This window comes from Microbacterium sp. A84, from assembly GCF_051842815.1.
Taxonomy (GTDB): Bacteria; Actinomycetota; Actinomycetes; order Actinomycetales; family Microbacteriaceae; genus Microbacterium.
The window spans coordinates 465,120-480,010 of record NZ_JBPXMS010000002.1; the positions used below are offsets into that span (position 1 = coordinate 465,120).

Consider the following 14,891-nt stretch of genomic DNA (forward strand, 5'->3'; position numbering starts at 1 on the left):
GGGTTGGATCCAGCCAATACAGTTGGAGCACGTCGATTCGCAGCCTTAAGCGGCGCGAGCGACTCTTCGAGTGGGTGCATGATCCATAGTCTGGCTCCGCCACGCCGGTTCGGTGGCCCATGAGAGAAGTAGCACTTCGTCACGATGATCGACTCATCTCGAGGCTGGCCGAGGCTGGCCGTGCCCAGCAACTCCTCAGCCGCACCGCGGCCGCAGACATCCGCCGACTGATTCCGGCATACAGACGACGTCGCACGATGCGGCTGTCTCGGATGCATCCGCGCCACTTCGCCCACGCTGTTTCGTGTGCGACAGACACGAACTTATCGGATGCCGAGTGTGCGAATTCGATGTCAGCGACAGGTTGGCGTATCCGAGGCGGCCGAACAATACTGTGCGCGCACAACTGATGCGCCAACTGTGCAGATACCTTCGTATATTTCAGACCGCAAGTGCGCCTCGCACCCGGGACCATTCCGCCGCGGGTGCGAGGCGCACATTCATTCACTTGGGCAACGTGCCGCTGACGAACTCTTCGTTGTAAAGATCGAAGAACTCGGTCAAGTCAACGTCGCCAAGTTCGGAGTAGGATTCGCGCACCGAGTCAGGATCTGTCGCGATCTCTTCGAACCCGAGATCCACGAGGCCCTTTGTCCATCCGTCCAAAGTGTCGTGATATAGATCAATGAGCGCCTGTGGGTCGCTCAGCACGTCTGGAGCCGTAGCGGGCATGTTTGCCACCCAGTCGGCGCGCTTGGCGTCAACAGCCCCGCTCAGGCTCGTGACATCATTTACGCGGATGGATCCGTCGTCGATCAAGTTTCCCAGAGTTGCCATACCGGTCAGGTACTGGTCTGGCGCATACTGCACGGAGAGCTTCGCCGATTCCTCCAGCATGATCGCTTGAACGTCGGCAGGAAGACTCTCCCACAACTCGAGGTTGAGCACGAGAGAGTTCTGCACTTGCGCGTAGTTGAGCGGGAGGTATTCGGTTGCGACTTCCGTGACGCCCGAAGCCAGCCATCCTGGCGGGGTGAGAGTGTCGCAGTCGAGCACACCACGCTGTAGACCCTCATAGGTCTCGGCGTAGGCGATATCTGATGCGACCATTCCGATTCCCTGCATCGCGTTAACCCAAAGGTCGCCACTGGCCCTTGCTCGCTTTCCTTCCGCTTGCTCCGCAGTCTCAACCGGCGAAGTACAGATCTGGGAGTACGCGGTTGTCGTTGCAGCGCTCAAGACTTTCAGATCGTACTTGGCAAATTCGTCAAGCAGCGCTTCATTGGTTTGAAAGAGTTCATGCAAGGTGGCCGAGCCGGCGACAAGATCATGAACCGTGGAGCCCGACACCTCGTTCCCCATGCCTGCGAGCCATGCCGTGATCGGGAGCTCTTGGGGGAAATACGAATGGTTGATGACACTCATGTCCGCGATACCGTTACCGACGCCCGTCAACGACTCCATCGCGCCGAGTAGCGACCCGCCGACGTAGTTCTCGAAGGTGATCGCGCCGTCGGTGCGTTCGGTCACTGCTTTCTGCCAGTGGCCAATCACGGCGGCACCGGTTGGATCGCTCTCGATTCCGAAGAAACCGAAAGAAATGGTGACCGGCTCCATGTCCTCGATGCTTTCGCCGCTCGAGGTGCCCTCACTCACCCCGGCACACCCGGCCAGAAGCAGGCCCACGAGGGCCGTCAACCCAATCGGTCGGACTATTCGTGACCTCTTTGTCAGCTTCATGAATCGCTTCCTTCCTATGTACGACGATAAATCTTGCACTCCTTGAACCACGCTGATTCAAACGTCCTGCGCTCGGCGGGTGACCACCCCGCCCGAAGGGCCCAAGCCGGTTCTGAATGAAATCGTGACATAAATTCATCAAAGTGTCAATCATTTAATTAATAGTTACTCAGGCTAGAAACGGGACAGCCTAAAGCCCGGAGAATAGGTCAATGCCAACTGATTCCGCCGTCAACACTGAGCACGACGCCGGTCACGAAGGCGGAATCCGCGCTGGACAGGAAAAGAGCAGCACCCGCGATTTCCTGCGGTGTCCCCATGCGCCGCAGCGTCAAGCGTTCGATTGTCGCGGAGCGGTGTGCATCGTTCCCGCGAAACAGCTCTCGTGTCATCGGTGTGTCGATCGCACCTGGCGACAGGACATTAGCCCGGATGCTGGGTCCCAACTCCGCGGCCATGACCTTGGTTGCCGCAATCAGCCCACCCTTCGACGCGGCATAAGCAGTCTGGTTTCTGTATGGTCGCATGCCACCGACCGATGCAAGATTGACAATCGTGGCAGCGCCAGCACGCTGCAAGTGCGGTTGCGCCGCACGGCACAGCTGGATCGGTGCTCGCAGATTGATCTCCAAAGTTGGATCCCACACGGACTCATCCGTCTCAGCTAAAGATCGGGCGATAAGGACCCCGGCGGCGTTCACCACGCCGTCGAGGCCGCCCATGTGCTGCGCCGCAGCCGAGACTGCCTCGTCAATCTCCCCCAGGTTGCGAAGATCGGCTCGAATCGCCAAAGCCGACGATTGCGCAGCAACTTTCTCCACGCCGGATGCGTCGATGTCCAACAAAGCTAAGGCCGCTCCCTCTGCGGCGAAACGTTCGGCAATGGCACGACCCATACCGGATGCTGCCCCCGTGACAAGGATGCGCCGTCCACGCAGACGCTGATCGCCGTCATTCATTAATTCCTCCTCGGTTTAGAGCAAGGTCCCTGCGTTCGCCCACGCTCTCAACCACCGGGTACCAGCCTGTTTCAGCAATATAATCTTTATACTATAAGCTCGCTCAACACCGGGCGGAGAGGTCTCACCGGTGCCCGCAATCCGTCCGGAAGACAGTGGCCCGTAGGAGGTTCATGCACGCCCGTTCGTTATGCGCTTGGATCGGCAGGCGTCCCAAATCCTGCGATGCCCGACGCCGGCCGAGCACCAAAGCCATCGCCGTCCACAGTTCACTCCGACGATTAGGTAACCCGAGGGAGCCTGGTGAGCACGCGTAGAGCGCCCCTGCCCCGCGTATTCCTTGCCGCTGCGGTCTCCAACTTCTCCCGGCAGATGGGCTTTTGGGTGAGTGTGACCTTCTTCCAATGGCATGTGGCCGAACTGAGTGGAGGCGACGCCGGGGCTTCATCGACTCTATATTTCCTGCAACTGCTGCCGATGTTTCTACTACCCCCCACATTGGGTGCGTTGATCGACCGATGGTCGAGATGGTGGCTGATGGTGGCTCCCGGCGGTGCCATGACAGTCGTCGCCATCGCTGCCGCCACGGCTACCACGGGCATGTCCGACCAGCCAGAGGTTTGGCAGATTCAACTGCTCGCACTTCTGCTCGGCATCGCCACTGCCATCTCCTCACCAGCGTTCCAAGCAGTCATTCCGGGCTTGGTGTCGGTGACCGAACTCCCTCGGGCCCTCGCGGCCGGCGCTGCGCTGATGAACGGATCACGGCTCGTCGGACCCGGGGTAGCAGGTCTGGCACTTGCCCTCGGCGGCAACCTGGCCACCTGTCTGTGGATGCTGGCCGGATTCGAAAGCATCGGCTTCTTGCTGATGCTCCGGGTTTCACGGGACGCCCCGAGGGCCAGCTCCAATGGCAAGTACCTCGCCGACATCATCGATGGATTCCGCGAGACAACCAGGAGACCCGCGCTTGGTCAAGCGCTGCAACTGGTCGCCGCCACGTCGCTGTTCGGTCTGGCCTACCTCTCGGTTCTGCCAGCTGTGACAGTTCAAGTGCTCGACGCTGGCGACTTCACGTATGCCGTGCTGCTGGCTTCGGCCGCTCTCGGTGCACTGGCAGCTGCGTTCGTCAAGCCGCTCCAACCCCGCACACTCAAGGCCGTATCCGGCAGCTTGGCTCTCATGGCCGCAGCCGTGTTTATAGTCATGGCCTCCCCCGTGATCTCCCTGACCGCGACTGCTTGCTTCGTCGTGTCGGCCGTCGGCGCGGGAATCATGATCGGCCTGAACATTCAGATCCAGCAGGCCGTCTCGGAACAATACCGCGGTCGCGTGGTGAGCCTCTTTCTCTGGGCGTGGGGAGGCATCCTGCCGTTCGGGGGCCTCATGTTCGGCGCCCTCGTACTCAACACTGGTTTCGCCGGAACCGGGGCCCTCATGGCGGCGCTCCTCCTCACTGTGGCTGTCCTGAATTGGCACCGCCAGGCACAACGTCACGACGATATTTAGACTTGTAGTCTGATTTTTAGACCGTGAGTCTGTTATAGTTGTGGTATTGCACGCTGCATCGTCGTTCGAAGAGGAGCCTCCCGTGACCGTTCTTGATGAATCGCTTCCTGAGCTGGACTCTCACACCGTGGAGTTCCTGGAGGATCCTAATCAGCTCTTGGGCCGTGGCCCGGGGGACCGGATTGCGGTGGCGCGTGGCCGGGTGGGTAAGGAGTTCTTCGGGTACGAGACCGTTGGTGAGATTTTCCGGGACGACCGGTTGCAGCCGCGGTCCCCGCAGTTCTACATTGACAAGGGTGTTGAGGGTGGGCCGATCCTTGACTATTTGGTCGATGGCAACCTGAGTCTGACGTGGCCCGAGAATCACGACAGGCTGCGGCCCCTGCTGATGAAGGGCTTCCGGCCTAATCGCATCAAGGAAGCGCGAGAAAACATCCGGGGCATCGTGCGTGGGGTTGTTGAGGCGATTCCTGACGACGGTCAGCTGGATCTCGTCACCGAGATGAGCCACCATATTTCGATCCGATCGATCGCCACATTCATCGGGATCCCGGTCGAGGATGTCCCGCAGTTTGAACATGCCACGGTCGAGCTGAGGCTGCTGGGGCAGGAACCTTTCTGGCCAGGCGTGCCACGTCTTGAGACTGCGCTGGAGACAGTTCGCGAATACTCCGAGCGCATTGTGGAGTTGCGGCGTACCACGCCACAAGCCGATCTCATCTCCGATCTCATCGCCGAACGCGACCGGGGAGGAGATGAAGCGATCAGCGAAGCGGAGATTGTTTGGAACGTCGCTGGAATCCTATTGGCCGGACACGACACGACTCGCTACCAGATCGCATCACTTATTCGCAGCGTCGCCGACAACAACTTGTGGCAGGAACTGCGTTCGGACCGGTCGCTCATCCCGGCCGCTGTCCTGGAATCCCAACGACTTCATCCTGCGACGCCTCGCCAGGTTCGCGTCGCCCATGAGGATCTCACTGTGGACGGTGTGGAGCTGCACGAAGGCGATGTCATCACCATGAACATGAGCGGCGCAGGTCGTGACCCGGCATTCTTCACCGATCCCGATGTCATGCGTTTGGATCGCGAGAACCGGTTCGACATCGGTTTCGGTTATGGCTTTCGCTACTGTCTGGGCTTCGCGGTCGCAAAGGCGGAACTCGAGATCACGCTCGACGAGCTGCTCGACCGGTATAGCGATGTTCAGATTGGCGACGTCGCGATCGAACCTACCGGAGTGATTGCCGGCCCCGCTCACATCCACGCGACATTCTCCCGCTGAGGAATTGACATTGGGAATGCGTCATGTGGCAGTGGTGGGCGCAGGCCCATCCGGCCTGTTCGCGGCGCAGGAGCTTGTCGAGGACGACCGCGTCGTGGTCGACGTGTTGGAGCGCCTGCCGACCCCGTTCGGTCTCGTGCGGTACGGCGTCGCCCCTGACCACCCCCGCATCAAGTCCGTGACTGATTCGTTTAGCGACGTTCTCCAGCACCCGCGCGTGCGTTTCCTCGGAGACGTGGAGTTCGGCGTGGCGCCCGGTCGACGCGAGTTGCTCTCGGCCTATGACGCGGTCGTCTATGCGACCGGGGCCGCAGGTGAACGCCTACTCGGGATTAGCAACGACGACGCACTTGGCACGACATCGGCTCGCGACCTCGTGGCGTGGTACTCGGCGCACCCGGACGCTGTGCCTGGTCGTACCGTGGACGCCGAACATGTCGTCGTGGCGGGAGGCGGAAATGTGAGTCTGGATGTGGCACGCATCCTGTTGGCCCCGACCGAGCGACTTCTGAACACTGACATGCCCGAGCACGTGCTGTCAGGGCTGCACACGAGTGCACCACGGACGGTGACCATTGTGTGTCGACGGCCGCCTCATCAGACGAAGTTCTCCCTCAAAGAACTGCGTGAGCTGGCGACCGTCGACGGCCTCCACGTGTCAGTCGATCCCGGCGATCTGGACGGAATCGACACAGCGAACCTATCGAGGACCGAGCAACGAGTGCTCGAGCAGTTCAGGGAGTGGAGCGCTTCCGGTGAGCAAGGAACACACCTGTTGCGCTTCGCGTTCGCGCGTAGCATCACCGCAATCGGACTCACGAACGGGCGTGTCAGCCGCGTGGAAGTCGACCACCACGCAGGCGCGACCCACCGCCGCGAAAACCTCACGTGTGATCTCCTCGTTCGGGCCATCGGATATCGCGGGCAGCCACTCCCAGATGTCCCTTTCGATGAAGAGCTCGGAATCATCCCGAATGTCGAAGGGCGCGTCCTTAACACGCAGTCGGGTGCCGTCAACCCTGGCGAGTACGTCGTCGGCTGGGCCAAGCGCGGACCCTCAGGTGTCATCGGTACTAACAAGGCGGATGCCGCTGAGACTGTTGCACATCTCCTCTCCGACCTCCCCGTCGACGGCACGCGCCGACCGGATCTGGCCACCACGTTGCTCGAACACGCCGTTGACTATCGCCGTTGGTGTGCCATCGACGATGCCGAGATCGCACTGGGATCCCGCGCAAACCGTGACCGAATCAAGTTGCACACATGGACGGACCTGCGCCGAGCAGCTTTCGGCAATGTCCTCAACGAATCAGAGGTGATCAAATGGCCTTCGCAATCGGCAGCGACTGCATCGACGTGATGGACCGATCGTGCGTCACGGTCTGTCCCGTGGACTGCATCTACGAAGGCAAACGCCGACTCTACATCAACCCGATCGAGTGCATCGACTGCGGTGCCTGCGAACCTGTCTGTCCCGTTGAAGCGATTCGCTTCGACGAGGACATCGATGACAACGACCCCCGCCTCGAAGAAAACGCAGCCTTCTTCCTCGAAACACTACCCGGCCGCGACACACCACTCGGACGAGCGGGCGGCGCACGCAAGACCGGCCCACTCGGCACCGACATCCCCCAAGTCGCCCCGCAGGTTTCATCGACCTGAAGAAAACTCTCCGCCCGAATTCGAGGTGTCGCCCCGATCAAGCCGGCTGATGGGACTTCACCGGGCCTCCAGAGAATTACGCGGTAGCGGACTCGTTGTCGACTCTGGCCCTGCCCGTCATCGCTGCTCTCGCCCAGGCTTAGACCAGCCAAGAGTGGTCATGGCCTCCGCGTGGATCCATCTGTCTCGGGGCATCAGATCCACATTCCCGTGAGGTCGACGACGGACGCAACGACAGCCTGCTTGGGGAAGATCACCTCTAGAAGAATCCTGTGGGCTACCGGGTCGAAATCTACACAACCATCCGCGAGCACGACCACGCGGTAATCGCGGTCTGCCGCCTCACGGACCGTGGACAGAACACACCCGCTCGTGGTGATTCCGCACAGAACCAACGTGTCGATGCTGCGGCTGGTCAACTGCTGGTGCAAGTCGGTCGTGCTGAACGACCCGACGCGCCGCTTGCGTACGATGAGATCACCTGGGCGAGGCGCGAGACGACCGACCACGGTCGTCTCCGGTGTTCCCGCTGTCATCGACCCATGGGACCTGAGTCGCCAGAACATCGAGTTGGACTCAGGCACCGCCATTCGCTCAGCTCCTGTCAGACCAACGGTGACGAATCCGACGCTCCCGCCAGCGGCGCGAACGACATTCACCGCAGTTGCCACTCGGTCGATCACGTCTTTGGACTCTTCCAGCCGGTCGACTACTGACGGCTGGAAGTCCATCGCGAGCAACAACGTTCGCGCCGGATCGAGCATGGTAGCCATCTTCAGGATGCCCCTTCGCATTCGACCCGGCGCAAGGTACGGGTCTCTCAAAGGTTCGAGTACCACTCCCTCGGCACCATCCCTTCCGATGTCAACTTGATGTGCGCCAGCACGTCTCCCGTGTCTTGACCTCGGTAGGCGCATAGCCCAGAGCAGGACAGTGTCGACAGGAATCCAGTCGCATGCTCGGTGATCATCCCTACAACCTTCTCAGGGCCGTAGCCCACACCCGAGGACTCAGACCTCGACCCCAAAATACCTGACAGCGGGATCAGCATCGTCGAGGCGTACTGGCCCGGCTCGCCGGGGTCTCCGTCCCACGCGATGCGACGATGTCGTGGCGCACCGCGGGATCGTTCCATCCAGCGGCCAGACCCTCGTCTGAGCGGTAGCGCGCGAGCCCCTGAACAAGTGTGAGGCGTTCCTCGCGCCTACCCGGTCGACTCCACCGGCGCAGGTGCCAGCCACCATTTGCCGTTCTTCGCCGAGCGTAGGCTGTGCCGCGCACCAGCTCTCACCCATCTCGCCGACGCGTTGCGAGACCCCGAGGTGCCATCCCGTCAACGGCAACTGGGCATCGCGAGTCCGCCTCGACGAGTCTTTGACGGTCTGTGATTCGTTCGCAAATGCCGCGACGTCAAGTCCGGTCTGAACCGTCTTACCCGCGACCGGGACGACGATACAGCGCCCAGAAGAATCCTCTTCCAGTTCACGCCAGGCACGCAAAAGCACAGACATCGCCGATTCTCCTTCCACACTATGACCTATATGGATAAAATAGCAAAGAAACGACCTGCTAACGCGATGAGAAGATCGCCGGGACGAAGCTGTTTCGTCTCCAGCGCAGATTCGAGCTTCGTGACCGGAGTCGTGCTCAGCGTCGATGGAGGCATCAGATGGCATTGAACCTTGATCGCCCCTGCTGACCGGCGCCGCCGGCGAAGGGATAGACACGATGAGGAGGTTTGGCCTCAGCGAGTAGGAGATGGGATTGAGTGATCCACAGGCGCTCATTGACTCTTACCACGAGAGTCTGGACAACTGGACGCAGAACTCGTGGACCTCGGTTTCGAGGTGGCGGCCACAGACCCAGAGCGCTACAAGGACGAGTTCGTCAACGACACCCTTCCGGAATGATGGCGGTCAGCTCTCGCCCGGGCCCTGGGCGGTTCGGGCGAGAGGCGAGCGCGGTCGGCCAGCTGGTCCCGCCGATTCGTGCTCTCTCCGGCCGCACCAGCGAGGCGGGGTGTCCCGCGAATGCGCCTGAGGCAGCCATCGCGCTGTGTGTCGATTGTTTACCCATAGATGGCACCGAAAGATAAGAAAGAGCGAGGTTTCAGAGATGGTCGAGCACCAGCCCGAATCAATCACCCATGATCGGATCGTCGCACTCGAGCAACGACTGCGAAGCGTCGAGGATCATCTCGCGATCATGCGGCTGCTGGCAACTTATGGCCCAGCGGTCGACGCTGGTGAGTCCAAGGCCGCCGCGGACCTATGGACCGAAGACGGCGTGTACGACGTCGGCAGCGTCGAGCGAGTACAGGGCCATGCGGCCATCGCTGAACTTTATGAGGGCGCCGTGCATCAAGACCTCATCCATCGCGGCTCGGGTCATATGACCCTCCATCCCCAGGTCACCGTTGACGGCGACACGGCTGTCGCTATTGCGCATTCGCTCGTCTGTCGTCGTGACCAGGACAGCTTCACCGTCTGGCGAGTATCAGCGAACCATTGGACGCTACGGCGCACCTCTTCTGGTTGGCGCATCGTCGAGCGCTTCAACCGGGTGCTGGATGGCTCGGTCGATTCTCACGATGTTCTACGCAGCGCGGTGCGTTCATGAAGCGGTTCGAGAACAAGGCGGTCATCACCGGGGGGGGGGGGGGGGCAGCACCAGACTCGGTCCGGTGCTGCCTTCGAACGCTGACCAAGGTGAAGGCGGGCAGCTCGGCATCCGGGCGAACTGTGTCGTTTCGTGTTTCATCGAGACGGAACTGTTCTGGAAGTGGGTCCAACGAGTCGCCGACGAGAAAAGATCGGCTATGACGGGCAGCTTCAAGAACTCGTCCAATCCACCGCACTCCAGACTGTCAGTACTCCGCAGGACGTAGCGCACGCGATCATGTTCCTGGCGTCTGACGATGCGCCGGACGATCATGAATAGGCATTAGTGTAATGATTATAAATGTTAGTAGAGTCGGCGTATAGTAAGCAGCCACCCGTGGTGATATTTTCGGTCAGGCGCTTGGTGAATCACATTATGAGCTATCAACGAAGAGGTTGAATCATGACGCATTTCGACGACCCGTACCGGTATCGGTACAGGGACGTGGGTGTTCCTGTGAGAGGAGCGGCTCGATGACAACTCTCGAAGTTTCTAGCGAACGCGTCGCTTGGCTGCGTTGGATCGACCGCTTCAGTATCTTGCTTGCGGTTCTCGGTGGCACCGCGACGGTGTGCCTCATGGGGAATGTCGTGCTCGACGTGATTGGGCGGTTCTTCTTTAATCGTTCGCTGCCGGGAACGCTCGGCCTGACGCAGTATGCGTGGATGCCTATGTTGATCTCGCTGGGTCTTGGGTACGCGTTGTTGCGGGGTGAGCACATCCGGGTGAATCTGCTGACGGCTCCAACTGGTGAGCGTGTGCAGCGGATCATCGAGGTGGTGGGCATGGTGTTCACTCTCGGCACGATGGTCTTGTTTATCTGGTTCGGCACCGAGAAGGCCGTCGAGGCGATGGGGTTCGGTGAGGCGTCCAGCGTGACATCGTGGCTCGTGATCTGGCCGTACCGCTGGGTGATCGTAGTGGGGATGGCCGGTTTGCTCTTGCAAGCGTTCGCGCAACTCTTGCGCGCGATCACCGCCAAGGAGTTCAGCCCGGTTGATGATGATGAAGTTACTGTTGCCCTCGAGGCAGAGGCGACGGTGTTCGATGAGCTGGGGCGGGAGCCGGAGACAGTTAGGTATCAGCCCGCTGTTGGCGGCACGGCGTCCGTGACGACTGGAAAGGTGGAGGCTCGATGAGCACAACCTTGCGTAAAGCACCTCAACCGCCTGCGGTGAAGTCGCCGATCGATGTGAAGGAGGCTCTGACCGCCCGGCGGTTCACGATCGGTCTGATCGTCACGGCGATTGTTACCGTCGTGCTGGCCGTGTACGTGCTCGTGGTTCCATCGAACAGGCTCCTCGTCGGGTTCATCATCATTTTGCTGATGATGGCGCTGATGCTCTTCAAGATCCCGATCGGCATCGCGATGTCGATCGCGGCTATTTTCGGCCTCTACCTATTGGTCGGACCGACTGCCGTTGTCGGGACTCTGAAGGAGATGGTCTTCAACTCCTTCGCCTCGTGGTCGCTGAGCGTCATTCCGATGTTCATCCTCATGGGCGTGGCGATGGGTAAGAGTGGGTTGATGAGCGGCGCCTACCTCTCTGCTCGCAAGTGGCTGAGTCGGCTTCCGGGTGGTCTGGCGATTGCGACCAACTTCGCCGGTGCGGGAATGGCAGCCGCGAGCGGCAGCACCATCGGCATCACCTACGCGATCGGCCGGGTCTCGATCCCCGAGATGATCCGTTCGGGCTACAACCCCAGCCTCGCCATGGGCTCGACCGCGATGGCCGGCACCCTCGGTCAGGTCATCCCACCAAGCATCCTGTTGGTGATCTACGCGGGCGTTGCCGAGACCCCCGTCGGACCGCAGCTACTTGCCGGCATGGTCCCGGGCCTCGGACTTGCTCTCCTGTTCACGTGTGTGATCATCCTCTGGGCGTGGATCAGCCCGAAGTCCGCACCGCGCGGGCCGAGCTACCGGTGGAAGGAGCGGTTCGCCTCTCTCATCCACCTGATTCCGGTGCTCATCATCGTCGTCGTCGTTCTCGGCGGAATCTACTTCGGTGTCTTCACCGCGACGGAAGCCGGCGCCTACGGAGCCCTAATCACGCTGATCCTGGGTCTCGGACTGGTTATCGGGCGCTCGCGAAAAGCCGTCAAGAGTGTCAAGCCTGGGGACACGGTGATCCCGACTCGCAAGGTCGTCGGAACCTTCTTCTCCAGCACTCTCATGGAGACGGTGTCAGCCGTGGCCGCGATCTTCCTGCTTCTCGTGGGTGTGAACCTGCTCACCCGTGTGATGGCGCTTAGTGGGTTGGCGCAGTGGGTCGCCGATACGGTGATTGACCTTGGCCTGAACCAACTCAGCTTCTTGCTTCTACTCATTCCGATCTACCTCATCCTGGGGTTCTTCCTCGACACCCTCGCGATGATGCTGCTGACCATCCCGGTGTTCCTCGGCCCGCTGAACGCACTCGACGTCGACCTGATCTGGTTCGGTGTGTTCCTCATCATCCTCGCCGAGATCGACATGGTGGCACCGCCACTGGGCATTTTGAACTTCGTTGTCCTGGCGCTGGCGCAGTCCTCGACGAAGGGGATGGGGCTCAACCTCAAGATCACCGATGTATTCAAGGGCGTGATGCCGTTTATCGCGGCCTGCATCGTGATGCTAGTGATCCTGATCGCCTGGCCAGACCTCGCCCTGTGGCTCCCGAACATATCCGCGGCCAACTAACTCCGCACTCTCCAGGAATCGCTGATGCCAGGATGAGCGGAATCCAGCGATCGAAGCTACACCTGAGGTAAGTAGGTGAACTCGCCACCCTCCGCAGCAGGGACGCCGAGCGCATCGCTACAAGCTCCGAATCCAACACGCGCCGGTTTCCGGTCTCGACCTTGTAAGTCGTTGCTGCCTGAAGGGTGTGGCCGCTGTCCATTGCCGACAGTCCAAGCGCTGTCACATTCTTATGTGACACCCGCGCTCAAGCTCCTCGACCGCAGGTGCGTCGAGATCGTCGCGGCGCATAGCATCGCGCACATTGCAGATCCGACAAAAGCATCTATCATAGTTAAGACATATGGAATAACGTGGACGAGGAGCGCTATGAACACCGAGAAGACGACCGCCAAGATCACCGACGAGGGCATCGAAAAGCTCCGTTCTCGCATCGGCATGGCTCAACGGCATCCCGTGCCACCGCACTATCTCAGCCCTGGGACGGATGCGTTCCGGATCGTGGCCAACTCCTACGGTGACGACAATCCGCTTTACTGCGACGCGGACTACGCGGCCAAGTCCCGTTGGGGCCAGCCCATCGCGCCCCCGCCGCTCGTCGGGGGCGACACTCTCATCGGCGAGGACGTGATGAGCGAAGAGGACCTCGCCCGCGAAGGAGACCTCAAGGGGGACCCGCTCAGGGGCGTCCACGCCTTCTACTCCGCCAGCGAACGTGAATGGTGGTCGCCTCTGCACACGGGCCAACAAATCTTGCGCCGCAACGCGCTCGTCGGTGTGCTCGACAAGAGCAGCGAGTTCGGCGGGCGTGCCGTCCACGAGTGGAACGCCAATGTGTTCGCCGATGGCGACGGAAACCCCTTGGCCGGTCAGTACCGATTGATGATCCGGACCGAGCGCGCAGAGGCGGTGAAGCGTAAGAAGTACGACGCGATCGAGCCTCAGGTGTGGACCCCGGACGAGATCGCAGAAATCGACGCCCAGTACGCGGTGGAGGCGCCCCGGGGCGCAGAACCCCGGTGGTTCGAGGACGTCGAAGAAGGCGATCAGATCGACAAGCTCATCAAGGGCCCACTCACCGTCACGGACATGATCGTCTGGCACACGGGCATGGGCATGGGCGTCTACGGCGTCGCCGCACTTCGTCTCGCATACAAGACCCGTCAGCGGATCCCCCGGTTCTACCATCGCGACGATCAGGGCATGTGGGACGCCATGCAGCGAGTCCACTGGGACCCCGAGTTCGCTCGCCAGTCCGGCAACCCGACAACCTTCGACTATGGCCGCATGCGGGAGACGTGGATGATTCATGCGCTGACCGACTGGATGGGCGATGACGCCTGGCTGTGGAAGCTGCGAGTGGAATTCCGCAAGTTCAACTACGTCGGTGACCTACAGACTATCGGTGGTCGAATCGTCCGCAAGTATCTGGCAGAGGACGAAAACGGGCTCCACCCTGCGGTCGACCTGGAGTTGGAGGCAGTCAATCAACGTGGCGAGGTCACAGCACCGGGAACGGCGTCGATCCTGCTTCCGAGCCGCGAACATGGACCCGTGTCCCTGCCGAAGCCCATCGGCGGTGCCACGAACCTCCAAGAAGCGACACAGGCGGCCATCGACCACTTCTCTCGCCGCTGATTGCGTATTCGACACTATGATCATTCCGTCTTCAACGATTGGCGCCCCCATACCGGATGCCGATCGGTTCGGCCAGCACGTAACGGTTGCTTCCGCGAACGGTCCCCTCCGCTGCCGAATGTGGGGTGAGAACAATAACGACGTCGTTCTGCTCGTTCACGGCGCGACGGCGAACCAGCACTGGTGGGACCACATTGCCCCGGAACTGGCAATGCGGCGCACGGTCGTCACGATCGACCTGACAGGGCACGGCGATGCCCGGCACCACGATCACTACTCGCATGACAGCTGGGCGGCCGAGGTCGTCGAGATCGCCACCGCCATCAGCCCGGACGGACCGCTGACGCTCGTCGGACACAGCATGGGCGGCGCGGTATGTCTGCTCGCAGCACAATCAGCACCGAGTCGGTTCCGACAGGTGATCGTGATCGACGCCATGATTCGAGACGTACCCCCCGAAGAAACGGCTGCGCGTCGTGAACGGGCGAGTCGACACCACCGCCGATACGCCACCAAGGACGAGGCACTGGGTCGTTTCCGCACGCTCCCGCCGAGCCGACGCGCGCAGAAGCATCTCCTGCGGCATGTTGCTGAGCGGTCCATCGAGCAGGGGCCGGAGGGGTGGACGTGGAAGTTTGACCTTCGTGTCCTGGGCCTGGGATCAGTGTCACTGGATGATCTACGGCCCACGCGGGTTCCGACGGTGTTGATCCGCGGCGACGACGGTCTGGTCGACGCCGACATGGAACGT

At 61.0% G+C, this 14,891-nt stretch carries 12 protein-coding genes; 9 read left to right on the forward strand and 3 right to left on the reverse strand.

Annotated features, from left to right (window positions below; translation table 11 throughout):
• Nucleotides 1-504: 504 nt before the first annotated feature.
• Both dctP and ACSU04_RS12535 read right to left on the reverse strand, forming a co-directional pair.
• Complete coding sequence (dctP, locus tag ACSU04_RS12530; protein ID WP_439289746.1) at nucleotides 505-1,656, reverse strand: TRAP transporter substrate-binding protein DctP; 1,152 nt, start codon at nucleotides 1,654-1,656, stop codon at nucleotides 505-507.
• Nucleotides 1,657-1,949: 293 nt separating this feature from the next.
• Nucleotides 1,950-2,699, reverse strand: coding sequence for an SDR family NAD(P)-dependent oxidoreductase (locus tag ACSU04_RS12535; protein ID WP_439289747.1), 750 nt, complete (start codon nucleotides 2,697-2,699; stop codon nucleotides 1,950-1,952).
• A 303-nt stretch (nucleotides 2,700-3,002) separates the two neighbouring features.
• Between ACSU04_RS12535 and ACSU04_RS12540 the strand changes: the two genes are divergently transcribed.
• From ACSU04_RS12540 to fdxA, 4 genes are all read left to right on the forward strand, one after another.
• Complete coding sequence (locus tag ACSU04_RS12540) at nucleotides 3,003-4,208, forward strand: MFS transporter (RefSeq protein ID WP_439289748.1); 1,206 nt, start codon at nucleotides 3,003-3,005, stop codon at nucleotides 4,206-4,208.
• 82 nt (nucleotides 4,209-4,290) lie between these two features.
• A complete protein-coding gene (locus ACSU04_RS12545; protein WP_439289749.1) occupies nucleotides 4,291-5,496 on the forward strand; it encodes a cytochrome P450 in 1,206 nt (401 codons plus the stop codon).
• Between the two features lie 16 nt (nucleotides 5,497-5,512).
• Nucleotides 5,513-6,856 carry an FAD-dependent oxidoreductase gene (locus tag ACSU04_RS12550; RefSeq protein WP_439289765.1) on the forward strand — a complete coding sequence of 448 codons (1,344 nt, stop codon included), beginning with the start codon at nucleotides 5,513-5,515 and terminating at the stop codon, nucleotides 6,854-6,856.
• Complete coding sequence (gene fdxA, locus ACSU04_RS12555; protein WP_439289750.1) at nucleotides 6,820-7,158, forward strand: ferredoxin; 339 nt, start codon at nucleotides 6,820-6,822, stop codon at nucleotides 7,156-7,158. Before ACSU04_RS12550 ends, fdxA begins: the two co-directional genes overlap by 37 nt.
• A gap of 194 nt (nucleotides 7,159-7,352) precedes the next feature.
• On the opposite strand, the gene ACSU04_RS12560 is transcribed toward fdxA, so the two are convergent.
• Nucleotides 7,353-7,931: a cysteine hydrolase family protein gene (locus ACSU04_RS12560; RefSeq protein WP_439289751.1), complete on the reverse strand. Its 579-nt coding sequence runs from the start codon at nucleotides 7,929-7,931 to the stop codon at nucleotides 7,353-7,355.
• A 1,342-nt stretch (nucleotides 7,932-9,273) separates the two neighbouring features.
• On the opposite strand from ACSU04_RS12560, the gene ACSU04_RS12565 reads away from it, so the two are divergent.
• The 5 genes from ACSU04_RS12565 to ACSU04_RS12585 all read left to right on the forward strand — a co-directional run.
• Complete coding sequence (locus ACSU04_RS12565) at nucleotides 9,274-9,777, forward strand: nuclear transport factor 2 family protein (RefSeq protein ID WP_439289752.1); 504 nt, start codon at nucleotides 9,274-9,276, stop codon at nucleotides 9,775-9,777.
• Nucleotides 9,778-10,292: 515 nt separating this feature from the next.
• Nucleotides 10,293-10,958: a TRAP transporter small permease subunit gene (locus ACSU04_RS12570; protein WP_439289753.1), complete on the forward strand. Its 666-nt coding sequence runs from the start codon at nucleotides 10,293-10,295 to the stop codon at nucleotides 10,956-10,958.
• Entirely contained in the window at nucleotides 10,955-12,502 is a 1,548-nt protein-coding gene (locus ACSU04_RS12575; protein WP_439289754.1) for a TRAP transporter large permease, read from the forward strand. Before ACSU04_RS12570 ends, ACSU04_RS12575 begins: the two co-directional genes overlap by 4 nt.
• Before the next feature lie 369 nt (nucleotides 12,503-12,871).
• Nucleotides 12,872-14,140, forward strand: coding sequence for a hypothetical protein (locus ACSU04_RS12580; RefSeq protein WP_439289755.1), 1,269 nt, complete (start codon nucleotides 12,872-12,874; stop codon nucleotides 14,138-14,140).
• A 16-nt stretch (nucleotides 14,141-14,156) separates the two neighbouring features.
• The coding region (locus ACSU04_RS12585; protein WP_439289757.1) for an alpha/beta fold hydrolase at nucleotides 14,157-14,891 on the forward strand (735 nt) is incomplete at its 3' end.

Bases quoted from the DNA above. Each gene is read 5' to 3' on its own strand.
- ACSU04_RS12550 (WP_439289765.1), top strand. From the start codon at position 5,513: ATGCGTCATGTGGCAGTGGTGGGCGCAGGCCCATCCGGCCTGTTCGCG.
- ACSU04_RS12565 (WP_439289752.1), top strand. From the start codon at position 9,274: ATGGTCGAGCACCAGCCCGAATCAATCACCCATGATCGGATCGTCGCA.
- ACSU04_RS12535 (WP_439289747.1), bottom strand. From the start codon at position 2,699: ATGAATGACGGCGATCAGCGTCTGCGTGGACGGCGCATCCTTGTCACG.
- ACSU04_RS12560 (WP_439289751.1), bottom strand. From the start codon at position 7,931: ATGGCTACCATGCTCGATCCGGCGCGAACGTTGTTGCTCGCGATGGAC.
- ACSU04_RS12570 (WP_439289753.1), top strand. From the start codon at position 10,293: ATGACAACTCTCGAAGTTTCTAGCGAACGCGTCGCTTGGCTGCGTTGG.
- fdxA (WP_439289750.1), top strand. From the start codon at position 6,820: ATGGCCTTCGCAATCGGCAGCGACTGCATCGACGTGATGGACCGATCG.
- ACSU04_RS12580 (WP_439289755.1), top strand. From the start codon at position 12,872: ATGAACACCGAGAAGACGACCGCCAAGATCACCGACGAGGGCATCGAA.
- ACSU04_RS12575 (WP_439289754.1), top strand. From the start codon at position 10,955: ATGAGCACAACCTTGCGTAAAGCACCTCAACCGCCTGCGGTGAAGTCG.